The sequence below is a fragment of the Arcicella sp. BE140 genome (genome assembly GCF_031456255.1).
Taxonomy (GTDB): Bacteria; Bacteroidota; Bacteroidia; order Cytophagales; family Spirosomataceae; genus Arcicella; species Arcicella aquatica.
On record NZ_JAVDUE010000014.1, the window covers coordinates 40085 to 64839 of the forward strand.

At 34.9% G+C, this 24755-nt stretch carries 17 protein-coding genes and 1 pseudogene; 9 read left to right on the forward strand and 9 right to left on the reverse strand.

Features of this window, described 5'->3' with window-relative positions; translation table 11 throughout:
- Positions 1–69: 69 nt before the first annotated feature.
- Complete coding sequence (locus J2Y60_RS18175) at positions 70–375, forward strand: heavy metal-binding domain-containing protein (protein WP_309922212.1); 306 nt, start codon at positions 70–72, stop codon at positions 373–375.
- Between the two features lie 667 nt (positions 376–1042).
- On the opposite strand, the gene J2Y60_RS18180 is transcribed toward J2Y60_RS18175, so the two are convergent.
- From J2Y60_RS18180 to J2Y60_RS18200, 5 genes are all read right to left on the reverse strand, one after another.
- Entirely contained in the window at positions 1043–1759 is a 717-nt protein-coding gene (locus J2Y60_RS18180) for an RloB family protein (RefSeq protein WP_309922209.1), read from the reverse strand.
- 13 nt (positions 1760–1772) lie between these two features.
- Complete coding sequence (locus J2Y60_RS18185; RefSeq protein WP_309922206.1) at positions 1773–3071, reverse strand: ATP-binding protein; 1299 nt, start codon at positions 3069–3071, stop codon at positions 1773–1775.
- 526 nt (positions 3072–3597) lie between these two features.
- Positions 3598–5304, reverse strand: coding sequence for a DUF262 domain-containing HNH endonuclease family protein (locus J2Y60_RS18190; protein WP_309922203.1), 1707 nt, complete (start codon positions 5302–5304; stop codon positions 3598–3600).
- Positions 5305–5547: 243 nt separating this feature from the next.
- Positions 5548–6114 (reverse strand): hypothetical protein, encoded by a 567-nt coding sequence (locus J2Y60_RS18195; protein WP_309922200.1) that lies wholly within the window; start codon positions 6112–6114, stop codon positions 5548–5550.
- A 191-nt stretch (positions 6115–6305) separates the two neighbouring features.
- Positions 6306–6491 (reverse strand): hypothetical protein, encoded by a 186-nt coding sequence (locus tag J2Y60_RS18200; RefSeq protein ID WP_309922198.1) that lies wholly within the window; start codon positions 6489–6491, stop codon positions 6306–6308.
- A gap of 127 nt (positions 6492–6618) precedes the next feature.
- Here J2Y60_RS18200 and J2Y60_RS18205 point away from each other — a divergent pair, with 127 nt between their 5' ends.
- The 8 genes and pseudogenes from J2Y60_RS18205 to J2Y60_RS24790 form a co-directional block, all read left to right on the forward strand.
- Entirely contained in the window at positions 6619–7944 is a 1326-nt protein-coding gene (locus J2Y60_RS18205; RefSeq protein ID WP_309922195.1) for a TlpA disulfide reductase family protein, read from the forward strand.
- Between the two features lie 12 nt (positions 7945–7956).
- Entirely contained in the window at positions 7957–11187 is a 3231-nt protein-coding gene (locus J2Y60_RS18210) for a SusC/RagA family TonB-linked outer membrane protein (RefSeq protein ID WP_309922192.1), read from the forward strand.
- Positions 11188–11223: 36 nt separating this feature from the next.
- Positions 11224–12606, forward strand: coding sequence for a RagB/SusD family nutrient uptake outer membrane protein (locus J2Y60_RS18215; protein ID WP_309922189.1), 1383 nt, complete (start codon positions 11224–11226; stop codon positions 12604–12606).
- A gap of 1053 nt (positions 12607–13659) precedes the next feature.
- The gene (locus J2Y60_RS18220; protein WP_309922186.1) at positions 13660–15306 is read left to right on the forward strand and encodes an RNA-binding domain-containing protein; all 1647 of its coding nucleotides are present in this window, start codon (positions 13660–13662) and stop codon (positions 15304–15306) included.
- Between the two features lie 564 nt (positions 15307–15870).
- Positions 15871–17043 carry a replication initiation protein gene (locus J2Y60_RS18225; protein ID WP_309922184.1) on the forward strand — a complete coding sequence of 391 codons (1173 nt, stop codon included), beginning with the start codon at positions 15871–15873 and terminating at the stop codon, positions 17041–17043.
- Positions 17044–17054: 11 nt separating this feature from the next.
- Positions 17055–17792, forward strand: coding sequence for a ParA family protein (locus J2Y60_RS18230; RefSeq protein WP_309922182.1), 738 nt, complete (start codon positions 17055–17057; stop codon positions 17790–17792).
- 62 nt (positions 17793–17854) lie between these two features.
- Positions 17855–18631 carry a hypothetical protein gene (locus tag J2Y60_RS18235; RefSeq protein WP_309922179.1) on the forward strand — a complete coding sequence of 259 codons (777 nt, stop codon included), beginning with the start codon at positions 17855–17857 and terminating at the stop codon, positions 18629–18631.
- A 162-nt stretch (positions 18632–18793) separates the two neighbouring features.
- Positions 18794–18892, forward strand: a pseudogene (locus J2Y60_RS24790) (hypothetical protein); the annotation flags it as partial.
- Between the two features lie 68 nt (positions 18893–18960).
- On the opposite strand, the gene J2Y60_RS18240 reads toward J2Y60_RS24790, so the two are convergent.
- The 4 genes from J2Y60_RS18240 to J2Y60_RS18255 are packed head-to-tail and all read right to left on the reverse strand — an operon-like array spanning position 18961 to position 24754.
- The gene (locus J2Y60_RS18240; protein WP_309922176.1) at positions 18961–19656 is read right to left on the reverse strand and encodes a SprT family zinc-dependent metalloprotease; all 696 of its coding nucleotides are present in this window, start codon (positions 19654–19656) and stop codon (positions 18961–18963) included.
- Complete coding sequence (locus tag J2Y60_RS18245; protein WP_309922173.1) at positions 19653–22883, reverse strand: HsdR family type I site-specific deoxyribonuclease; 3231 nt, start codon at positions 22881–22883, stop codon at positions 19653–19655. The genes J2Y60_RS18240 and J2Y60_RS18245 overlap by 4 nt, the downstream gene beginning before the upstream one ends.
- Positions 22884–23438 carry an SLATT domain-containing protein gene (locus J2Y60_RS18250; RefSeq protein WP_309922171.1) on the reverse strand — a complete coding sequence of 185 codons (555 nt, stop codon included), beginning with the start codon at positions 23436–23438 and terminating at the stop codon, positions 22884–22886.
- Between the two features lie 14 nt (positions 23439–23452).
- Positions 23453–24754, reverse strand: coding sequence for a nucleotide-binding domain-containing protein (locus J2Y60_RS18255; RefSeq protein ID WP_309922168.1), 1302 nt, complete (start codon positions 24752–24754; stop codon positions 23453–23455).
- Between the last annotated feature and the right edge of the window lies 1 nt (position 24755).

Consider the following 24755-nt stretch of genomic DNA (forward strand, 5'->3'; position numbering starts at 1 on the left):
TCAAGTACAACCCCAGAAATGATTTTAAGCATACTAAAAAACTTCCTTTGGGTGAGGTATTAAGATAAAATGAAAACCACCAAATTTATTGCTGTTTTTATGCTCTTTGCGAGCACCTCAATTATTAATTCTTTTGGACAAGAACCCAATACCAATAAGAAATCCAAAACAGAAACGAAAATAAGCTATGTGTGCTCTATGCATCCAGATATTAAAGGGAAAAATGGAGACAAATGTTCAAAATGTGGCATGGCATTGTCCGAGAAGAAAAAGCAAATTTATACTTGCACCATGCATCCAGATGTAATGAGTAATAAACTTGGAAAATGCTCGAAATGTGGCATGGATTTGATTGAGAAAAAAACTAAAATGTAACGATTAAGTATTAACGCATAAACCTTCTTTGTTCAAATACTAGCAAAAAAACAGGTTAAAAATAGGCTGTCCAATTGTATTTGGTGACAGCCTATTTCTTTTAGAAACTTATCTAAGCTTGAATTTAGAATATCTGTTTCAATCACTAATCTTAATATGTTTGACTGAAAAATTGCTGTTTAGCTTTTAGAATATTTAATACTTTAGTTTTGGTTTATAGAACCATATTTTTCTTATATTTATTGTGTTCTATCATTAATCTATAAAATTTGGAGTATAAAAACTGAAGATGAAGAAAAGACAATCTTACCTGAAGAGTTAAGCCATCCTGAAGAGCCTCTCAAAGAGGCAAGAACTAAAATAGAAGCCATCGACACTCAAATTAATAATACCAGACCTGACAGAGTTTCACAATCTGCCTATCCCTATCCATTCCCTTAAATGAGAAAAGCGACAATCCCTTTCTTTAATTCTGACGTATCAATCCCAAACTAGTCTTAGGAAATCCTAAGACCTAAAACAAGTAAGAGCGTAACGCTCGAAAGTGCTTATTGAAAATATTAAAATGTTTAAAGGCAAAAGGAATATTTATGCCTGATACATTGTACGTGGTGCCGCTCTTTAACATTTTGGATTGTAGGAAACAACCTGCGACCAGTTTGATATATTATTTGTCTTTATAAGAATAAAATTCTATCCATTCATTTAATTCTTCAATTAACAAATAAACCCTTGTACTTGGATTCGCATCAATAGGTTTAATATTTTTCATTTTCTCATCTAAAACTTTAGCTCTTTGAATAGCTAATTTTAAATCACCTAACTCAAAAATAATATCAATAGTTTTTGGATTTGGTTTTTTATGATCATAAGTATAGGATTTATACTTATGTGTTTTTTGTATCTGTGATTCTAACAATTTATAAATTTCATTGCGTGGAATTGCTTTCTCAGAGTTAATCTCTTTCAAATGAAGTAAAAGCCATAATTCAAAAACTTCGTTGCTATAAGCGATTTTAAATTTATTTTCCCTAGCATTTTTGAAAGCATCATAAAAATTTTTGATTTTAGTTAAATTTTCATCTGCACTATCTTTATCAAAGACAACCCAAACTGTATCGATTTCTTTTTTAACAATATTTTCAAGTAATAATTTCTCTTCTATTGCTTTGTTAACAACACCTTTTGGGTCTCTTCCGGTTCCAACAGTTTTTAAATACAAAGTATCCTCAGGAATTCTCGATTTAAACTTACTGAAGTATAATGGTTCTGTTTTTTCGTCTTCACAAACAATTAGAAACAAGTATTTATATCGCTTAATCCTTTCAGGGCGTTCTTGTGTTTCCCTGAAAGCAAATTTTTCAATTTTACCTTTTTTTGCCATTTTCTTATAAATGTTAAAGAAAAAAATCAGAAAGTATCGGGATTGCACCATATCGACCTTCAAAATATCTTTTCCCCTTATCTGAGTCTGGTCTTTCTCTTTTCGATTTATTCGCCTTGTCGATATATATGAAATCTGAAAGAGAATATATTTCAGTAGATTCCCAACTGTTTTTCTCAGAAAAATAAATTTGGTCTCTTCTTAATTTTGAGTAGGATAATAGATTTGTATCGTGTGTTGCAAAAATTAATTGAGCATTGTTTGGATTTGTTTCCTTTTTAAGAAATAAATTTATTGTATCTAAAGTCATTATAGGATGTAGCTTAGCTTCTATTTCATCAACAATTAAAACACCTCCATTTGATAAAGCCCATAGAATAGGACCGCTAAGGTGAAAAATTTTGTTTGTACCTGCTGATTCTCGCTCTTTTATATCCCAATTAATACTATTATTTGTGATGTTACCTTCTTCATCGTAGAGTTTGTGAATCGTATTGATAATAGGTCTTTTTTTTCCTTTCAATTGATTGATAATCTCATCCCTTGTATTTTCATTCAAGTTCTTGGGTAATTCAGATGAATCAAATTCTTTGAAAGCGACATCAATATTTAACACGCCTAAGTTTAGTCTTTCAAAATACTCACCAATTTTAGATTTATAGTTTTCGTTTTCCCACAGATTTACAGTATTAAGGACTTCATCTTCCGTGTTTAGACCGTCAATCATAACAAAGTGTTTAAACCATTGAAAAATTTCTTTAGCTTCATCTATATTGAACATATCACAGGTAGATAAAAATAAAGCATTTGGTTTAGTTGCTTCAATTGCTAAATCAATTATTTTGGGATTACCTTTAAAAGCAGATGATGTGTCAATTAATTCTCCTTTTCTTAAAAATAAATCAACTTCTCTTCCTTTAGATTTTTTAAACAACCATTCAGATTCTATTTCATTTTCAAAAAACATAATACCATATCTATATTTGGCATCATTTAAGATAAAGGTTATTTCAAATTTTGTTGGTTTCTGGTTAAATCCTTTTCTTAATAAAAAAGGATCATAAGGAAGCTTTGTTGTTGAAGAAGATCTTGCAGATAAGTGTACTAGCTTATCTAACAAACTCATAGAGAGAAGGAGATTGCTTTTTCCACTTGCATTATTGCCATATATGGCAATTGAGTTTAATGCTTTATGTTTACCTTTTTCAATAATATTGTCATTTGGATCTCCTTTTTTCTTATCAGGAACCAAACTTAAAATTTGTTCTTCACCAATTGAACGATAATTCGAGACCCTAAACTCTATCAACATATCTTTTTTTTCGTTTTATTTACAAATATATATAAGTTCGTAACTAAAAACACCTTTAAAGTGTATAGTTTATTGTTAATGTAGTTTTGAGTAAGTTTAGATATGCTTGCAGCCAACTCTCTAATATGCGAAAGTTTTGTAGTACTTTTTGTATTATTTTATGTTATTCTTATTTTACGTTGTACTAATAATGTTATACTTTTTATATTGTTTTGCCAGTTTTTGTAATTCCTAAAGTAGTTGTTTTCTTAGTAATTCTAAACAATTCACTTATTTTAAATTTAATTGGTCAAACGGACTAATAATTTTCAAAAGACTTACTTTAAAACATGGGTATAACTATAAATGAGAAATAAGTCTTAAAAAACAAAAAGAGCAGGCAAAACCTGCTCTTCCAAAATCTTCAAGTCGAACAACAACTCCATAAAAGACACCACCGAAGCCGACCGCTCAGGTTAAGTTCAACACCGCCTTCATGGTTTAGCTTGCAGCCACGACGAAGGCGATGTTATTGGTGGCAGGCGTTCTACGCATTGTTGTTCGCCAAGTTTATCCTGAAATAGTTTAATAAAGTTTCTTTAAACTCGGCTTCTCGCTTTTCAATGTCTTCTTTCACCCAATCATTTTTGGGATAATTTGAAAGTTCAATTACAGTTGCTATGCTTGAGATTTTATACTTCTGCTTTTTTACTCCAAAATACCCATTGCCCGCTTGTATGTTTAATTTTTTCTCAAATACTGTTTTGTTACCAAACTTGTCTAAATACAAATCTGCGTCGGCTTTTGTCCATCCATTATAATTTGTGTCTTGCCATTTTTTAGGGAAGATATGTTCTATGTCAAAGGTGTATGGTATTTCTTGTGTTTGATTAGGGTTTTGATAAGCAAACAGTAATAATAATGCTCTTGAAATTCTTGAAGAAGAGTGTCCATCAATTTGCTGACTTAATAATTCTTCGTTTAATGAAAATCTGTATTGCAATTCATTGTTTGTATTTAGTGAGATGCAAGAATTATAAATGTCGTCTTTAATTGCGTTGACAGAAGGTTGGTCAATAAACTTTGCAAATAAGAATGCGACTAGCTTTTGTAACATGTTTTCAATGTCAATGGCAAAAGTTTTACTGTCTTTGTTTTTCATAAAGAAAACACTTGTCGCATATTTCCAAAATTCGTTAGGGTAACAACTCAAACAATGCAAATGAGAATGTGTCTTGTCTGTAAATGAGTAAGTGAAGTCAATATCTGGTTCAATGTCCTTATTTATAAATCGCCAGAAATAAGCCAAATCCAGAATTTCAGTAATTAAGTTTTCATCTTTCAATCGCTCATATTTATTTTCAGCGTAAAACTTTCGTAAACCAACCTCTTTGGTTTTATCATTTTTCCTTGCTCTTAAAATATGTGTGTAATAGCGGAAAATGTCGTCAATTGAAAAGTAACCTTGTTTGCATATTTGAGTTAACTCTTTCCAAGTTTCTGTAAATTCCTTTCTCTTTTCCTCTGTACTGCAACTACGATAAATTTGTGCTTTGAAAATATCACTGTCTGCCAACGGCATTCCTCTGTCATTAAGTGTTGAGAATATTGTTAACGCTGTATCCTGTGCGTCACACTCAATAGGCAAAATGATACATTTCTGTAAAATTGTTACACAAAGCTCCTTCCATTGCATTGGATTTAAAGTAGCATAATCATCACACTTTTTTTTGAAAAAGCGATAATTCATTGAGTAATTGTCTTCTGTATTGTCTATAACATTTCCTGTTTCCAAAATCTTATGAAATGTTTCGTTATCTTCTTCCGTTGCTACTTCTGAAACAATATGAATTTTGGTTTTATTTGTTACTTTTTGTGAAATTGGATTAATGTCCCAAATGCAAGGTGCAAGTTGATTTTTCAAACCAATTACATCCTCATCTTCCGCCGCCATGTCGTCAAGTTTTTTATAAAACGACCTTAGTAACAACATGAACGAAGTGATACGCTGTTGTCCGTCAATTATTTCTTGATTTTTATCTTCATTGACATAAGAAACAATTGTTCCTAAGAAATAATCAGCACCGCCTTTTGCGTCTGTTTGTGCAAAGTTTTCTATGTCATTCCAAAGGGTTTCACATTTTTCAATGTCCCACTTATAGGGTCTTTGATAATCAGGAATTACAAACTTTTTATTTTGCATTTCGCTAAATAATTTTCCAACCGTCTTTTTGCTAACGTGTAAATCTGCCATAATTTATTTTGTCTGTTTTGATTATTAGGGTGTGTCTGATACGCTTGCCGCCAATCTCGTAAATATACGCATGTTTGCTGTTTTTACATAAACTAAGCAATAGATATAAACAAAGCAATTATTACCTTTCCATAATTTATAAGTGACTTATTTTCAAATAATTACATTTATACTAGATTGCTTTGAGTGTTTTTTTCAAGATATACCCAACCCTATCTTATAGTTAAAATCACATTAATCCCATTATTTAAAATACACATCCACCATCCTACTCCCTAAACTTCCATCATTTAATAAAATAGGTCTTTTCATTGATTTTAGGACACCTTTTGAAACAGCATATCTGAGTCCTTTTGAGAGTTCGTCTTGCTGAAATTCCCTATTCAATTCTTCTCTACAATAATTCGTAATCTCTTTTAAGTATTTGTAGCGGTCATTAAAAAGACCTGTATTCAGTAAAACTTCATTAATAAATGAATCAATGCTTCGTTTAGATTTAGCACTTAAAAAATACTCAACGTTCTTTTTGTTGTCATTTTTGAATCTTATAAGAGCTTCCGATTTATTGACATAATTGGGAATATTAGAATTTAGGTTGAATATTTTCATTCCATCAAACCCTAATTTATCACCTATTTCTCTGGCAAAGGACTCACTTAGAAATCTAGAACCATTCAAAATGCCATATAAATGTGAGGGAGATTTATCTAAAAATTCAGCAAAACCCGGAACTTCCAAATCTATGATTTCCATAAGCCTTCGTAATTTGTTGGCTATTTTTTCGGAATATTCAATATTTTCTTCTTTCATCCAGTAAAAGGATGAAAATATTTACGCTAATAATTATCATATATTTACTTTTTTTTGAAAAATATATTTTATATTTGAATAAGTTATAGCTAATAGCTATTTCACTATTTTTTTGGCATTAAACTAAAGAGTCTCGACAGCAAATTCCGACAATTTGATAAGGCGAGACGGTAGATTTGATGCCTGTGTGGCTACTTTTGCGTAATTTTAGCAGTGTAGCACACGGGTTCTACCGTTTTACCGTCCTTGTCGCCGTCGGAAGCGTGCTGTGCGGTAGGTAAGTAGCTCCCTGTGCTACATTGCTTTTCAAAGCCTTCTGCAAGAGACTCGTAAAATAGGTGCGAGTTATGAAACATTTCTTTTTTTATCCCAATCATGTTAAGGCTGTGTTCAGCCTTGATGTCAGCGCATGCCCTAAACAGCGCTATAAGAATATCATCAAAGCACCGGTATAAGGTAGCTTTCACGCTTTTGTTTTAATACATTCATCTCAACAAAAAACCCATGAACGCAAAAATATGCGTAAGGGCATTGCTATGCCTTTACTTTTACATATCTGTACATTATCTAACCGCCCAGTCGCTTAAGGTGGGAAACTCTATCCCACCTGAGCTTTGGAACTTGTCCCTCAAAGTCGCTAACCACCCACAAGGCAAACAATCCCTGACACTCAGTGAGTATAAGGATAAACTAATCATCCTAGACTTTTGGGCTACTTGGTGTGCACCCTGTATTAAATCCCTCAATAAGCTGGATTCTCTGCAAAAGCAGTTTGGCTCGGCAGTGGTAATCCTGCCTGTCACCTACGAAAACAGCAGTAAAGCTCTTCCTCTATTTCGTAAAAGGGCTTGGAGCCTATCCACTGTGGTGGAAGACACCTTACTAAAAAGCTATTTTCCCCATACAGGTATCCCTCATCAAATATGGATTCGAAATGGCGTGTTTTTTGGAGCGTCTGCTGCTTTAGAATATACCAATACCTATAATCTACACCGTGCATTAAACGGAGAGGCTTTTGTACTCTCTCAAATTACTCCGCCTGTCAGTTTTAACCGTGATATGCCCCTCTTTCTGGATGGAAACGGAGGTAGTCTAAAGGATACCCGAATAAGGTCTTTACTCTCCAAACGCATCAACGTCAATATCGGAGGAATCACCAGAAGTGCTACCAATATTCGGGCTTATAATGTACCATTCCGTAGCCTTATTTATGAAATGTATAGGCTCGATATTCCTTATGCTGGAAGATTTAACCGAATCGTTTGGGAAATAAGTGATTCACTCAAAGAAGAATTGATTGGCACACATAGGCAGAAAACAGGTATTTATGAAAATGACCTAGCCTACTACCAATGGCTAAAAGAACATTCCTACTGTTACGAACTAGCCATTGACTCTTCCCTGAATATTTCAAGAAAAGCACTCTATGAGTTGATGGAACAAGACATCAACCGCTATTTCAAGCTTGAAAAGGGAATCATCGCCGTCCTGGGAAAAAAGCAATTGCCTTGTTATGCAATTATCAATCGAGATAGTCCACCATCTGTTTCAGTCTCTTCTGATAAGGAGGAAAACGTAAAGACTGAGAACTACTTCTTGATGGAGAACCAACCTATCGAGCAACTTACTAATTATATCATCGCTGTACTGGCACATCAGCCATATCCTATCATTGATAGAACTACCGCTAAACAAAAAGTATCCATTCGGCTAAACAAAGCAAACTTGACCATCCCCGCTATCAAACAGGAGCTGAATAAGATTGGGCTTGATTTGGTATTGCAGGAACAGGAAATACCAGTCATCATCGTCAAATATGCAAACCTTTAATCTATTCATCTAATGAAAAAAATCTTCTTATTGTTAATGTTATTGATGGGAAATTGTGCCATGCTCTATGCCCAACGATTAAAAAGCAGGGTGCTGGACGCTACAGATGCACACCCGATACAAGGAGCCTCTGTCAGGCTGGTGCGGGCTGCTACTGGTACCATTACAGATGCCAACGGCTCTTTTGAGATACTTAGACTTAGTAAATACCAAGCTGATACCCTTGTCATTTCTAGTATCGGTTTTAAGACAACAGTCATCGCCGTTGATAACCGTTCTCTGCCTGAAAGTCTGTTGATGAACAGGCAATCCTTTGCCCTTGATGAAGTGGTCGTTTCTACGGGATATGCTAAAATCAGTCGGGAGCGTGCTACTGGTTCTTTCACTCACATCAGCAATGAGCTAATCAACAGGAGTATTAGCCCCGACATCATCAGTCGTTTAGAGGGGGTTACGCCCGCTCTTCAGTTCTACAGAAGTACTGTCACACCTAAAGGAACCACCTCAGAGCTTAGAATCAGAGGGGTGAGTAGCATTTTCTCCGACACTGCTCCACTAATCGTGGTAGATAATTTTCCCTACGAGGGAGACATTAATAGTATCAATCCGAATGATATAGCCGACATTACGATCTTGAAAGATGCCGCAGCGGCTTCCATTTGGGGTGTTCGGGCAGGAAACGGGGTCATTGTGATTAATACTAAACAAGGGAAATATAATCAAAAAACTTCGGTTAGCCTTCAGTCGAATATCACTGTTGGGGAAAAGCCGAATCTATTCTATAATCCTTCCTTCTTAGCTTCACAGGAATTGATTGATTTTCAGCGATTACGATTTCAACAGGGTGGTTTTCAACAAAATAACTGGACATTACTCCCTGAGGCGATTGAGATACAGATTGCTAGACAAGAAGGAAAGCTTTCAGCTGAAGAAATGGAGCGACAATTAAAACATCTAGCCACGAAAGGCATCAGGAAAGAGATGCTTGCTAATCTTTATCAAAAAAGCCTGAATCAGCAATATGCTTTCAATATTTCAGGGGGGAATAATAGCCTTAAATATATTACCTCTCTTGGCTTTGACAAAAATCTTTCTGGGAACGTCGGGTTTAATTCTTTGAGAATAACCCTCAATAATCAGTTTACCTACCGATTCAATCAAAAACTGGAACTCTTTACTAGCTTGTATTATGCCCTCCAGCATTTTAGCAATAACGGACTAGAGAGAACAGACCTCATTCCTCGGGAGGGTGGTGCCATACAGTCTTATACAAGTCTTAGAGACGAAAATGGAATGCCGACTTATATTCCTTATAAATACCGCCAGACTTATATCGCTGCTGCGGAATCTCAAGGATTACTTAACTGGCAATACAATCCCCTTGATGAACTTGCTCTTTCTGATAAAACTTCCAAAAATAATGAAACGAGGATCAATGCAGGTTTACGTTATGCACTGATTCCAGATCTAGCCTTGGAAGTAAAATATCAGTTTCGTCTTGCGCAAGGAGCATCCAGACAATATTATTCTCCACAAACGTATTACGTCAGAGATCTCGTGAACCGATTTACCCAAGCGAATGGCACTAGTGTAATTCCTTCTGGTGGTATTTTATCGGGTAATCAAAGCAGTGGAGATAGTCATTATGGAAGAGTACAGCTTAATTATAGCAGGCTTTTTCAGCCGCTGCACCAATTGGATGCCCTCGCAGGTGCTGAAGTCAGACAAGATCGTTCTCAGTCTGGCCCTGGATACTTGTTATACGGTTATGATGACCAAATACTCACTAGTGCTCCTTATCTTAATTATGAGACGAGTTATCAATTACGCCCTATTTCCTCGGGAAGAATACCTTCTCCTGTCAACGATATTGGATATTTGACTGACCGTTATCTCTCTTACTTTGCTAATCTGGCTTATACTTACGATAAGAAGTATACGCTTTCTCTCAGTGGTCGGTGGGATGCTTCTAATATTTTTGGCGTAGCCACTAATCAAAAAGGTGTTCCTCTGTGGTCAGTAGGTTTGCTTTGGAATATCAAAGAGGAATGGATGCCAGACATTGAATCTATTGACTTACTTAAATTAAGGGCTACGTATGGGGTTAATGGAAATATCAACAAGCAAGTAAGTGCGCTTCCCAATATCTCTCTTTCATCTGGTGTGATTACTAATTATCCTTATGCACGTATAACCACTACCGGCAACCCTAATTTACGTTGGGAAAAAGTAGTGGTCTGGAACATGGCTACTGACTTTTCTTTCTTTCATAACAGGATAAGAGGAAGTCTGGAGTATTATGAAAAAGCTGGGATAGACCTGATAGGTTATGATTTTCTGGATCCTACGACGGGTATTTTCCAGTCTCCTTCTGGTTTATATACCATTGACAACCGAATCAATTATGCCAATCTACTCACCAAAGGAGTAGATTTGGAAATCAATGGGGCTATTACGACGGGTAAGTTTAAATGGTCAACGGTACTAATGGCCTCTTGGACACAGAACAAAGTAACTAAGTATAATGCAGCGGAAGCGCCTACCTTGCTTTCTTTTCTTCCTGCCTCCAACGCTGGGCGTGCGCCTGCAACGCAAGGTAAATCTGTGGATATACTCTATGCTTTGCCTTGGTATGGGCTGAATCCTACTACTGGTGCTATGCAGGTGTATGATAGCAAAGGTGGTGGTGCTGGTACGCTGAGCGAAAACTATGCTGCTTACTGGGCTTTATTACAGCAAGCAAATCTCAAGGAAATGGGGGTTACTGTGCCGGTATTCTTTGGCAGTATCAGAAATACATTTACTTGGAAGGGATTGAGTGCTAGTGTTAATATGGTTTATAAAGCTGGTTATCAGTTCAGAAGAAGTAGTATCAATTATTCCAATCTGATTAACTATGGTGGGGGACATCGGGATTATGAAGCAAGATGGAGGTCTCCTGGGGATGAATTGCATACTGCTGTTCCAGCAGTTACCCTTACAGCCAATACGACTCGTGATAATATTTATTTAAGTAATGAAAGGCTGATTGAAAACGGAGCGCATCTAAGGTTAAAAGACATTAATCTTAGTTACAAGCTCTCTGCTACTAAATTGGGACTAAGCAATGTATCGGTTTTCATGTATCTCAATAATGTTGGGATACTGTGGCGTGCCAATAAACAAGGCTTAGACCCTGATTTCCCAACCTCCGATTATCCTCCTATCAGAACTTATTCTTTGGGATTTAAAATTGACATTTAAAACTTGAATGCTTAAAAAAATCAACAACTTAAGAACATGAAAAATATTTATTCAATCCTATATTGGGTATGCTACTGTGTACTCAGTCTCTTGATGACTTCCTGCTATGGGGATTTCCTAGAAATTGAACCTAATCGTAAGCTGGCTGTACCAACTACCTTAAAGGACTTAGATGCTTTAATGGACAATACTACTTTGCTGAATGCCAATTCTTTATTAATCATGGGTGAGCTTGGGACGGATGATTATTATTTGAATGAAACAGACTGGAATTCTCTGACCAACCCTTATCAAAAAAATGGCTATGTTTGGGCTAAAGACATCTACGAAGGGCAGCAATGTCCAGGATGGAATAATGCCTATCAGAAAATTCTCTATGCCAATGTGGTGTTGGAAAGTATTACTAAGCTTGAACGAAATCACAAAAATGAGGTGCAATGGAACAGGATAAAGGGAACTGCTTTGTTTTGGAGGGCATGGCAGTTTTTCCAATTGGCTCAGATTTTCTGTGATGATTACCAAAAGGAGACGGCTAATCAAAAAATGGGGATTCCGATTAGGCTTGCATCGGATATTAATCAGCAAAATACAAGAGCAACCATTGAAGATACCTACAAACAAATTGTGCAGGATCTTACTGAAGCTGGAGACTTATTGCCTGCCTTGGCTGAGGAGAAAACTCGTCCTTCTAAACAAGCAGTGTATGCACTACTGGCTAGAACTTATTTGCAAATGAAAGAATATACACTGGCCAAACAGCAGGCGGAAAAGTGCTTAGCTATCTCGGATGTATTAATATCCTATAATGAAGTGAATAGTAGTTTAAACTTCCCTTTTCCCCTGTATGCTCGTGGAAATACTGAGCAACCTTTGCTTGATGCCATGATTAGGACGCAGACATTTGCTTCTTTCCTAAAAATAGATACTACATTATTACGATCCTACGAATCTGGAGATTTAAGAGTTGTTACTTATTTTTCAGTATCAAATGGATACTATGTTTTTAAAGGAACCTACAATGGTTATGCTACCTACAATCCTTTTCCTGCCCTTGATGAGGTTTATCTCATTAGGGCTGAATGTAATGAGCGATTGGGGAATCATGATGATGCGCTCAAGGATCTTAATAACTTGCTGATTCATCGCTATCAAAAAGGTACTTATCAACCTAAAACGATGGAGAATACTAGAAACATCCTGACGGAGATTTTAAATGAAAGACGTAAGAGTCTAATATTTAGAGGGGTAAGATGGAGCGATTTGAGAAGATTAAGAACAGAAGCTACTTATGCAAAAACGATTGTTAGGGTACTGGGTAATAAAAGATATGAATTATCCCCTGAGCAGGAGCATTTGTACACTTGGCCTATCCCTGATAATGTGATTAAGCTGGGTGGTATTGCTCAGAATGTTAGATGAATGTGATACCCGGTGCTTCTATTGTAGAAGCACTGGGTAATTTTTAATCGAACCCAAAGATTGTACTTATCTAAGATTGTATCAATATTCACTAGCGGTAAATTCACTTGTTTAATCATTCTTTCTGTGCTATGAATATGCGAATTTTTTAGCGCTGATTAAGATTATTGACAATACCTATCAATTGTTTTTGGGGAGGTTGCTCTTCTTTTGTAAACAGATTTTGAACCTTCCACTAGAGTATCATCTAACGAATGTAGGCTGCTCTTGATATTTTTAAGCCTTCTCCTTTTGTTTAATCTCTTCAAATTATGTCTGGGAGAGTCTCGATGGAATAACACCTGCTAAGGCGTCTTCTAAGCTAAATCGTCCTGATTGTTTTGGCTTCTTTACTTCCATAGGTTTTGATATTTTAGGTTGATGTGTAAAATTATTTTTTCTGCAAAAGTGCTTGCACGGTAGTTTATGTATACATAATCTCCATCTTGCTTCACTACTCAAGTAGTGAAAAATTATTTAACGCTATACTAAATCAATACTCCTATCTCAATTCCTTAATCTTACACTAACTTTATACTAATTGTTCATAAATTTTACATTAACTACCTTGTTTACACTAATTTGACAATAGTCTTATACTAATCTTACACTATTTTGACATAAATTTTACATTATGAATCTTTTTGCCAGAATTCGTATAAATATCATATAATCATCTCTATTTTAGGGGATAAAGCAGGTAAATTAGCTGTTAATTAAACAACTATCCAAGCCCTTTTTTCTAGCTTAGTAGCTACAAGGTTTACACATACCACCAACTATATTCTCTCAGTATTTACGCTATTCTTACTTCATTAAAACTCTTCTCCCTCCTACTTACGGATTGTTCCTTCCAAGTGTTATTCTTTGATGTCTTAGGTATTTTCTGACTAAACATTCATTTTTTTTATGTAGAATATATGTTCTAACTTTACAGTTATGTTAAGCTTAGACGGCTGTATATTAGTACATAATATTTTGTACTTTTCCGATACTGCTAAAAAATATTAAAACATGTCGATACCCTTAAATATATCCACCATTCTACAAGGTAAAACAGTAGAATCAGAACGATTAGAATTTAAAAAAAGTTGGAATCCAACTGCTATCATTCGAACTGTTGGAGCATTTGCTAATGATTTTGAAAATTTAGGAAGTGGATATATTGTTGTAGGTATCGAAGAAGAAAACGGTATGCCCAAGCGTCCTGTTTATGGTTTTCCAACAGAGGACTTCGACAAAGTGCAAAAGCAAATGCTTGGTTTTTGTAATTTAATTCGTCCTACCTATTTCCCAAAATTATCAATTGAAGAAATTGATGGAAAACATGTATTACTAATTTGGGTGAATGCTGGTAGCAATCGTCCTTATGAAGTTCCTAAAGATGTACTTAGTAATCAAAAAGAGTACGCTTATTTCATTCGTCGGTTTTCAAGTACAGTGCAAGCCAATACTGAAGAACGCAGAGAGCTAATCAATTTAACAGCTAACATTCCTTTTGATGACAGAGTAAACCACAGAGCTAGTATCGCTGATATTTCCTCTATTTTGATACAACAGCATCTCAACGGTATTAATAGTCGGCTTTACGAAGAATCGTTTCGGATTTCGCATTTAGAACTATGTCGTCAAATGAATTTGGTTGAAGGATCAGACGAGTACGTGTTGCCAAAAAATGTAGCGTTAATGATGTTTAATCCTCATCCTGAGAAATTCTTTCCAGCAACTACCATTAATCTTACTGAATTTCCTAATGGTTTGGCAGGAGAAAGCTTCATTGAAAAGAATTTTGATGGGCCTATTCAACAGCAATTAGTTGATGTATCAAATTACATAAAAAATCAGGTTATCAAATCAAAAACGGTTAAGATAAAGGGAGAAGCCATCGCAAAATCTTTTCATAATTATCCATTTGCCGCGATAGAAGAAGCTTTAGCTAATGCTGTTTATCATAAAAATTATGAAATTAGAGAACCCATAGAAATACGAATTCTTCCTGACTGCCTTGAAATTATTAGTTATGGAGGCACAGACCCATCTATCCGTAAAGATGACCTTAATAATGGCGTTATTCGTGCAAGACGCTACAGAAATAGGCGTATTGGCGAATACTTAAAAGAACTTCGACTAACAGAAGGTAAAGGTACAGGCATTCCAACGATTAGAAAGGCACTTGAAAACAATGGTTCACAACCTGCTTACTTTGATACAGATGGAGTAGATAGACGTTTTTTTATCGTTACTATTCCTGTTCATCCAGATTTTATTCCTTTAACAACAGTCCAAAGTAACCAAGATAAGCCAGAAAGTAACCAAGATAAGCCAGAAAGTAACCAAGATATACAGAAAAAGGAAGTTCAAGAATATACTCTTCAAAAGCTAGAGAATGAGTTATTGATGCCAGAGCAAACTATCAAAAAATCTGTATTGATACGAATGTTAGAGGTATTGGAATATTGTGTTACAGCGAAATCGAAAGTAGAAATTCTACAACATATTTCCCTAAGTAAGCAATCGAAGAATTTTCATCAATACTTGGAACCAATGATAAGTAAAGGACTTATTGAACGAACACAACCTGACAAGCCAACAAGTAAGCATCAAAAGTATTTTACCACAGCAAAAGGTAAAAGTTTATTTATCAATTATAACAATGCTTGAAGTTGCTATGTAAATTGAATTCTATTTTACATAGTAACTTATCTTTGTATTTACTCCCTCCTATTTGGCTCATTTTATAAAGCAGTCCAAAATCTAACTACGAGAAAAACCCCGTCAGCATTTATTTTAATTATTTACATTAAAAAAAAAAAAATCTAACTAATATTAGTAGTTATACTATTATTAATACTATTATACTATTGTATGGATTTTTTCTTTTAAGTATCTGTAAGTCAAATGTTTACAAAGTCTAACTACGAGAAAAACCCCGTCTAACTACGAGAAAAACCCCGTCAACTACGAGAAAAACCCCGTCTAACTACGAGAAAAACCCCGTCAATTACGAGGAAAACCCCGTTAACTACGAGAAAAACCCCGTCAACTACGAGAAAAACCCCGTTAGTTTTTAAATGCTTAATTTTCAAAGGTCATAGATGATTGTTTTGAGTATTTCTAGTGATTGTATTCGTATGAACTACGAGGAAAACCCCGTCAATTAAATTTATAATATTTTATTGCGAGTAGATTTGTGTTTTCTCGTAATAAAATATTATTTTTGAACCTATGAGACAGCAAAAGAAACCTACAATTCTAGAATCAGATATAACTGTTGCACAGCACAATGAGTTAGTAAAAGCCAGATTCAATATGTCGTTGATGGAAACTCGCCTATTCATTGCTTTATTAGGTCGCATCAATAAAGGCGACACAGATTTTTCTTTATGCAGAATACCTATCTCAGAAGTTTCCTCTAATGTTGATGGAGGGAAAGCATATCAAGATGTTAAAGAAGCTGTTATTAAACTATCGAGTAAAGTTATTACAGTAGAGACTGTTGACCATAATGGCAAACGTGAAATTATCAGTGACCCGTTGATGGCTACTTGTCGTTATAAAGATGGCTCTGGTTTTATTGTTGCTCAGTTAAATAGTTTTGTAAAGCCCTACCTTTTACAATTAAAAGGAAACTTTACAGTTGCAGAAATCAAAGTACTTCTTCAATTGCGTAGTTATTATTCATATCGAATTTACTGGTTACTGAAGTCATTTTCTTATAATTCAAATACCTTTAGCTTAAAGGTTGATGATTTGAAAACAATGATGGGCATTGAAGGACAGTATCCTAATTTTTATGATTTTAAAAAATGGGTGTTACTGGTTTCGCAGCGTGAATTAACCCAAACAGATATGGCTTTTTCTTTTAATGAAATAAAGGAAGGGCGTTCAGTGAAGCAAGTGGAGTTTTTCATCAACAGGCAACTTTCGTTACCAATGGAAGAAGAGTTGAATTTACCGAATCATCTTCAGAGTCTGCTATCTGAAATTGGTGTGAGTCTAAATTCTATGCAAGAAATTAGCGAAATGCTCAACAGTGGAAAAATAGACGAAGATTACATTTACTATGTTATTAAAGAATTAAAAGATAAAAAATCCAAAGGAAGTATTAAGTCGCTTTCAGGTGCTATTTACTCTGCCATTACGAAACAACATTTAATGGAAACATATATTAGCCAGAAAAATGATAAAATATATAAGCAACCAATTTCAGTAAAAAGTAAAGAAGCTAGCCCAAAAACTGTTAAATTAAAAGTAAAAGAGCAGGAAGAAGGTTTTACGGCAATGCTAAAAAGGGGAGTAGCACCCGCAGAAGATTTTGATACTTATGTGGCTTCTCTATTGGTAGAAGGATTTAGATTAGAACTTATAAATGGAGAGGAATATTTAATTAAAGACTAGTATAAAATTATATGAAAGTATTTTCAATTACCAATAATAAAGGCGGAACAGGGAAGACCACCACCACGCTGAATTTAGGGGCAGCTTTGGCTCATAAAGGCTTCAAGGTGCTCTTGATTGACCTAGATGCCCAATGCAACCTTAGTATTGCCTTAGGAGTGAAGAATAACGCCAATCACATAGGGGAATTACTAGTAGGAGAGTCAACGTTTGAGCAAACCTTGATTAAAAAAGATAAGATGGATATTTTACCATCGAGTAGATTACTTTTGAGTTTTGAGTATAGAATTAATATGGAACCAGACTCTGGTTATTTTTTACAGGAACAACTTGAAGGAAAAGATTATGATTACGTTTTGATTGACTGTCCACCAAGTTTGGGTTCTTTGACAGTAAATGCACTTGTGGCAAGTGATTATTTTATTGTACCCATTCAAGGAGAAAACTTTGCTTATGTTGGTTTAGATGAAATTTTGCAATTATGTGCTAAAATCAGAAAGCGAATGAATCCAAATATTCAATTAGGTGGAATTCTGTTGAATAAATTTGATATGCGAACAAAATTTAGTCAGATGATTTATACAAAATTGTCGGAAAATTCCGACATCAAACTTTATAAATCTAACATTCGTCAAGACGTTTCTTTGATGGAATGTACAGCATTTGCGCAAAGTATTTTCGAATATGCACCTGAATCAAGAGGAGCGAGCGATTATATGGTACTTTGTGAAGAAGTACTCAATCAATAGGAGGGAAGCTTTTTGTAAAAGTAAAAGAGGTAGAAAATTTAGTAGTTTAATTGAGCATAAAAATGGCAAAGAAAAGCTTTAGTAATGATTTATTAAGAGATTTGCATAGCGAATCACTGTTAACAGATATTGTCCCACAGGTAGAAGAATCGATAACTCTTTCAGCTTTAAACACAATTGAACTAGATAGATTATCATTGTGTGAGTCTGTTATAGAGAAGGGTTTAAATACCTTTGTTGAGGTTGGAAATGCTCTTTTTGAAATTAGAAATAATAAATTATACAGAGATAAATTCACAACATTTGAAAGCTATTGCCGAGATAGATGGAATCTAAAAAGACAAAGAGCTTATGAATTAATGGATGCAGCAGCTGTCGTAAATACTTTGTCGGAAATTTCCGACAAAAATGAGCAAGATAGTCAAGTGTCAATTATTGTTCCTACAAAAGAATCTCATGCTGCTGCTTTGAGTAAAGTTCCAGAAGAATTTAGAAGTGAAGTGTGGGAAAAAGCATTAGAAAAAAATCAATCATCTGGAAAAGTAATTACTGCAAAGATGATTGATAGTATTGCAAAGGAACTAGGCAATATTGCTATAGACGTATCGCCTGAAATGGAGGAGAGAAAAGGTTTAGTAAAACAAATACGAGAGAAAGTAAAGAAAGCCAAGCTAGACCAAATTTTAGTAGAAATCAAAGGAGAGTTTTTGATAGAAAACGATTTAGTTTCGGTTTGGCAATCCCTAAATCAAGATTCTTCGGTAATTACTGAAACATACAAAGCATATATTTCTTTAGGACAAGCTGAGGAATTGGGATTGATACGTAAAGCTTGGTAAATAATATTTTTGATGGCAAAGAAACTAGATTAAATAAAATAAAGGGTAGTGTTACAGAATGTATGTGATGAGTCAACACTCCCCTACACTGATTACTAGCGGTTTGATAATAAACAAAATCACTTGAAAAATCCACAATTTTAAAAGCAAAAAAACAAAAGATTAGAGAGACAAAACATCAACGTCAGAACTAATCTGAAAAGATTATATCGTAAAAATTTCTGTTTTTTTAAAAATATGATATGTACTATGGGTTTATAAAGGCTTACATATTGCTTAAAAATGCCTTAATCTAACAGTATACATTCTGAAACACGTCCATAATTTTTTTAGGCTAATAGTGTCTCCAATTTCATTTTCCACTTTTCCCAGTCCTTCATTTCCTTGGTTTGCAAATCTATAAATTTCTGAGTGTGGTCGTGATGAACTAAATGGCAAAGTTCATGGATGATTACGTACTCAATACAGGCTTTGGGAGCTTTAATCAATTCGGGATTTAAAATAATTTTGCCTTTTGGTGTGCAGCTTCCCCAACGTGTCTGCATTTCACGTAACACAATCGAACTCGGCACAACTTCATACTTTTTGAATTTATCAATCAATGGCTGGGCAATTGATTGAAACTTTGTACGTGCATGTTGCAAATACCAATTATTCAATAAGTCCTTTGCTCTTGACTTTTCACTTGCAGTTACTTCAATAAACTTCCCTTTTAATTTTACTGACTCTTCGTTTCCAATTTGAATTTGCAAACGATATTGTTTCCCTAAATACAAATGTGTTTCACCACTAACATATTTCCGTAATGGTGTCTTTGGCTGAAAAGATAGAAAAAAGCTTTGTTGTTTTATTATCCAAGAAGCTTTCTTTCTTATTTTCTCTTTTACAATTTCCACAGAAGTATCTATTGGGGCTTTTACCAACACGTCCATTTCGGGAGTTACGGTAATACCAAGGGATTTTCTATTCGAATATTCCAAATGAAAACGAATAGTTTTGCTTCCGAATTCTATCGCTTCTGTCATAACTTATATCGGATTTTGGCCACGTCTATACAATCGTCGGCAATCTTATCCATTTCTTGGAACGATAAACTTACATTGTATTTATCTCTTACTTCATCAATCAAATAGTCTCCAATTTCAATAAGCAGCTTGCCTGTGATATTGGTTTTGAACTGCCAGTCAACAATAGGTTTACCATTGTCGAGAACATAATTTTGTATGAGTTCATCAATGTACAAAGCGGTCTGAGTAGAAACCTCTTTCCGAATTTTATTGTCTTGAATTTTATCGGTTAATGCTTCAACGGTCAAACCATAAAATGCTTTTGCCACCTCTTTGTATTGCAATTGTGTGGGTATATCGTTGTCGGTATAAGCCAATACATTATTCATGATGTCACGCACTCTAATCAAGTATTGGGCTTCACTGATTCTTTTAGCTTCGTAGTCGGCAATGGTTTCTTTAAGCATTTGCGAAAACTTCTTATAAAAAGCAGGGTCTTCATCCATTTTTTCAGATATATGCTTTGCTGTTCTACTAGCAATCTTATCCGCTTTAGCTGCTTTTCCCGTTGTATTTTCAACTTCCTGTTGAAATTTATCTTTATCAAAGATATTCACTAGTTCCGTAATGGTTTCTATTTTCTCAGTAGTAATGTGGGTATCAATCAGTTTTTGAATCTGACCTTCATATTGCTTGTAGTTAATCACATCGCTATATCTTTCAAGTACCGCCAATCGTAATTTTAAGAACATAGTCAAATCTTCTTTGTAGCGATTAATCGTCTTTTCTTCAACGTTTTTATGGAATTGAATAGATGATAAGGCAAGTTTTAAACTTTTTGCAAAAGCTGCCAGTTTATCATAAAACAAAACTCTTATCACTTCATCTTTCAATAATTGCTGATATGCTTCTGCATCCCTTTTATTAGCAATGGTTTTAAATATATCCCAAAGGTTAGAATGCTTTTGTGGGAGCTTCTTGATTTCATCCGAAATGTTGTTGAGTGTTCCAGCTAAATCTTCATCATCAAATTCCTCAAAAGATGAATACATCTGTAAAGCATCATCCAAATTTTCAATTACACCATAATAATCAATGATGTACCCAAATTCTTTATCTGCATAAATACGGTTTACCCTTGCAATGGCTTGCAAAAGTTTATGGCCTTGCAAATTTCTGGTGAGATACAAAACTGTATTTTTAGGCTCATCAAAACCAGTGAGCAACTTATCAACTACTATTATGATTTCAGGGTCTTTCTGATTTTTAAAACGACTAATAATGTTCTTCTCATAGCTTTTTGAGTTGCCATGTTCATCCATCATCTTTTTCCAAAACTTATTTTCCTTCTCGGTTGATTTCTCGTAGGCACTTTCTTCACCTTCTCTTTCATCAATGCTTGAAATCAATACTTCACTGCTTACAATACCAATTTCATCTAAATACTCTTTGTATTTGATGGCATTGTCTTTCCTACCACAAACTAATTGACCTTTAAAAGGTGTTCTACCTTGCCAGTTGTCACGGAAATGATAACTGATGTCCCATGCAATCATTCGCATTTTCTGCTCGGCTGAGTTCAAATGGTCATATCTGGCAAACTTCCTTTTAATATCCGCTTTTTGATATTCGGTTAATGGCTCTGAAACCATTCCGAAAAATGTATCAATCGGACTTGCATTTACACTTTGCAAAGCCAACCTTCCTTCATATAATAAAGGAACAACGGCTTTGTCTTTTACGGCTTGGTCAACTGTGTAAGCATCTATCAACCCTCCAAATTTTTCTGCTGTACTTTTGTCTTTTTTGAAAAGTGGTGTTCCAGTCATTGCAATAAAACAAGCGTTGGGCAATGTCTTTTGCATATCTATATTAAACGTTCCATGCTGTGTGCGGTGTCCTTCATCAACCAATACAAAAATATCGTGGCTCTCCAATGGTATGTTAATTTTCTTAACCGCTGCCACAAATTTATTGATGATGGTAGTAACCACTGCGTCGCTTTTGTTTTCCAACAAATCCACCAATCGCTGTCCTGTGGTGGCATTTTCTACAAATTTGCCACATTTACGGAATGTTCCTGTGATTTGATTATCCAAATCGGTTCGGTCAGTTACCAATACAATCTTAGGATTGCGAATGCTTGATTCCATTGCAATGGCTTGTGCGAGCATCACCATCGTTAATGATTTCCCGCTGCCTTGCGTATGCCAGATTACTCCACCTTTACGTTTACCACCTTCAACGCTCTTGATGCGTTGCATAGATTTTTTTATGGCGAAAAACTGTTGGTATCGGGCTACTTTTTTTTCACCATTATCGAACAAAATGAAATTGAAAATAATGTCCATCAGCCTTTCAGGACGGCACAACCCAAATAAGTAATTATCCTGTTCTGTTGGTAATATTTGTTCTAGTTCTAAGGCATCAAAGTATTCACGAACGTACTTAAAGCGGTCGAAAAATAATTGTTCTTTGACTTTATCTGAAAGCGGTTTGTTTTTTAGTTCTATTAATTGGGTTTTGTAATTCCGTTCTTCTTCTTCATTACTAAATTTTTCCTGCCATTTCGCCCAAAATTTTTCGGGAGTGGCATTGGTAGCATAGGCTGCTTCTTGTGTGGCAATACTCAGTGTCAATTGAGAATACACAAACAAACTGCGGATACCGTCTTCTTGTTGATTTCGTAAATGCTGACTAATCGCTTGTTTCAATGGCTCTTTCATATCGGGGCGTTTACATTCGATAATACAAAGCGGAATACCATTGACAAACAACACCAAATCAGGTCGATAATGTTCCTTGCTGTTGCTCCGTATAACGCTGAACTCCTCCGTTACATGAAATACATTATTATTTATATTTTTCCAATCAATGTATTGCAACGTAAAACTCTTTTTGTCGCCATCGATACTTTGCTCAAGTGCATGACCCAAAGCAAGCAAGTTATATGCCTTTTCACAAGCGACTATATAACCTTCATTCATAGGCAGGTTTTTCAAGACCAATATGCCTCGTTCGATATTCTCATCAGTAAAAATACTGGTTTTCGTGGTACTTACCTTGATACTGTTGATTTCCTTCAACTGCTTCCGCAATATATCTTCCAACAAGACATTAGACCTTTTACCACCTCTCAGCCGTTCAGCTTCTGCGGGACTCAAATAGGTATAACCCAAATTAACCAGCATTTGTAATGCAGGTATCTGGCTGATATGGTCTTCTTTAAAACTTGGTGTTTCCATTTAGCTTAATCTTAGACTTTCAGGTAAAAATTTATCAATCTCTGCATTAGAGAATGTAAACTCTTCATTTTCTTTTAATGCTTTTGAAGCGATTGCATACGCTTTATTAATCGTCTTGGGTGCTCCTCGATAAGTATTCAAAAGTTGTTCATTTAACTCATCCCTTTTTTGTTGAAGGAGCTCAATTTCTTTATTCCCAATTCTAATATCTACAAGTAATGAGAGTAACTTCTCCCGTATTTCAAGAATATTTAATGCAGCTTGCTTATGTTTTTCAGCGATTGCTAATAAATTGAAATCTTTTGAATAAAGGGTGAGTCCAAGCAAAATTGTTGAGCAAAGAGCAGCTATCAGTTCAAATACTTTTCCACTACCAAATACAACAACCAAAATAGTTGTTGTTGTGGTCGCTGAAAGCAATATTTCAGCGAACTTCATATAGTCGCTTCTTTTCTTGAGAACATCTGCACACTTTTCATGAGTTTTATGGGTATATACTACTCTACCATAAATCTCCCTGATTTGCGATTCAAGTATTCTTTTTTGTTCGTTCATAATTTAATTTTTTGTTATTCAGAAATGGGTACATCAATTGTATCTTTCGCAACCACTTTATTATCCTTAACTATGTAGCACTCGACAAGATGACTTCCCTTAAAATTTGTACTTTCTCTTCTTTCAAGAGACCCCAAATCACTCATAATCTGGCCTCTAATACAATTTCGCTTTATTGCTTGTTCCCCTCGATTCATTACTTTCCATTTTACTGTATATGGTGCAGGTACATCTACTTTATCAATGTAAAATCTTAAAGACTTATTAGGCATTAACCTGATCTTATTATCGAGAAAGTCCCGTAATAAGCCATCTCGAAAACCATTTTGCTTTACTTCACAGTCTATTTTCAAATCGTACCTAATATCAACCGAGTATTGTGATTCAATAAATTCTTCCGTGTTATGGTAGCTTTCATTAATCGCCTTGGCTTCCTTCTCTTCACTTTCGTATTTAGGAAAATCATTCCCAAAAATATCTCTCCATTTATTGTGTTTGGTTTTGTCAGAAGTAGTCTCAATTGCTTCTACAGCTAAATCAAAAGCCTTCTTTGCTTTCTTTTTAAAGGGTTTTCTGACTTTTACACGTTGCTTACTACCTAATGCACCATATTCTGTTTGGTCTTTTGGTTGGTCATATAGATACTCAAAGAAGTCTCTACACATTTCGTCATAATAGTAGAAACTCTTTGTATCGTAGGTAGTTGTTGATTTTAGGAAATTATAAGCCAAAGTGTCAATTAAAAGCCCTCCCATACAAACGCCATGTTTATTTTTCCACGCTCTTGCCATCTTACAAAGCCTCCTAAGATTTCGATTCTTATTCTGCTCAAATTCTACCATAGCATCCATTTCTTTTCTTGGCTTTGTAATTTTCCATGAACCATCTCCATAAGTATCAGGGTATTTGTAGTCTTGCTCTTCAAGTTCAAATACTGGTTGTACATCAATATGAGAATCTGTAAAGTTTACAGTAACTACACATCTATCAATCTTAATATCAGATTCAGAATAGGTTTTCGCAATCGCTGCTTTTGTATCTTGTAGCAATTTAGTTTGTCCACCTGATTTAATATAATCTGCCCATTTTGAAGCAGGTATAATATACAACATATCTAAATCCGAAATACCGTTTATTCCAGTATATCGTCCATACGAACCAACTTGTAAACTGTTTGCTGTTTTTGATTCCGTTTCACGAAATTCTATATTTAAAGCCTTAGTAATACGACCATACCTATATGAGATTGTATCCGCTTTATCTTCACTAATTTTAATATTTGAAAGAAATTGACTAAAGTTTTCTGCTACATTCATA

Coding starts and splice junctions, on each gene's coding strand:
- J2Y60_RS18220 (WP_309922186.1), top strand. CDS start 13,660: ATGTCGATACCCTTAAATATATCCACCATTCTACAAGGTAAAACAGTA.
- J2Y60_RS18240 (WP_309922176.1), bottom strand. CDS start 19,656: ATGACAGAAGCGATAGAATTCGGAAGCAAAACTATTCGTTTTCATTTG.
- J2Y60_RS18235 (WP_309922179.1), top strand. CDS start 17,855: ATGGCAAAGAAAAGCTTTAGTAATGATTTATTAAGAGATTTGCATAGC.
- J2Y60_RS18210 (WP_309922192.1), top strand. CDS start 7,957: ATGAAAAAAATCTTCTTATTGTTAATGTTATTGATGGGAAATTGTGCC.
- J2Y60_RS18230 (WP_309922182.1), top strand. CDS start 17,055: ATGAAAGTATTTTCAATTACCAATAATAAAGGCGGAACAGGGAAGACC.
- J2Y60_RS18185 (WP_309922206.1), bottom strand. CDS start 3,071: ATGTTGATAGAGTTTAGGGTCTCGAATTATCGTTCAATTGGTGAAGAA.
- J2Y60_RS18200 (WP_309922198.1), bottom strand. CDS start 6,491: ATGATTGGGATAAAAAAAGAAATGTTTCATAACTCGCACCTATTTTAC.
- J2Y60_RS18255 (WP_309922168.1), bottom strand. CDS start 24,754: ATGAATGTAGCAGAAAACTTTAGTCAATTTCTTTCAAATATTAAAATT.
- J2Y60_RS18245 (WP_309922173.1), bottom strand. CDS start 22,883: ATGGAAACACCAAGTTTTAAAGAAGACCATATCAGCCAGATACCTGCA.
- J2Y60_RS18190 (WP_309922203.1), bottom strand. CDS start 5,304: ATGGCAGATTTACACGTTAGCAAAAAGACGGTTGGAAAATTATTTAGC.
- J2Y60_RS18250 (WP_309922171.1), bottom strand. CDS start 23,438: ATGAACGAACAAAAAAGAATACTTGAATCGCAAATCAGGGAGATTTAT.
- J2Y60_RS18195 (WP_309922200.1), bottom strand. CDS start 6,114: ATGAAAGAAGAAAATATTGAATATTCCGAAAAAATAGCCAACAAATTA.
- J2Y60_RS18180 (WP_309922209.1), bottom strand. CDS start 1,759: ATGGCAAAAAAAGGTAAAATTGAAAAATTTGCTTTCAGGGAAACACAA.
- J2Y60_RS18175 (WP_309922212.1), top strand. CDS start 70: ATGAAAACCACCAAATTTATTGCTGTTTTTATGCTCTTTGCGAGCACC.
- J2Y60_RS18205 (WP_309922195.1), top strand. CDS start 6,619: ATGAACGCAAAAATATGCGTAAGGGCATTGCTATGCCTTTACTTTTAC.
- J2Y60_RS18225 (WP_309922184.1), top strand. CDS start 15,871: ATGAGACAGCAAAAGAAACCTACAATTCTAGAATCAGATATAACTGTT.
- J2Y60_RS18215 (WP_309922189.1), top strand. CDS start 11,224: ATGAAAAATATTTATTCAATCCTATATTGGGTATGCTACTGTGTACTC.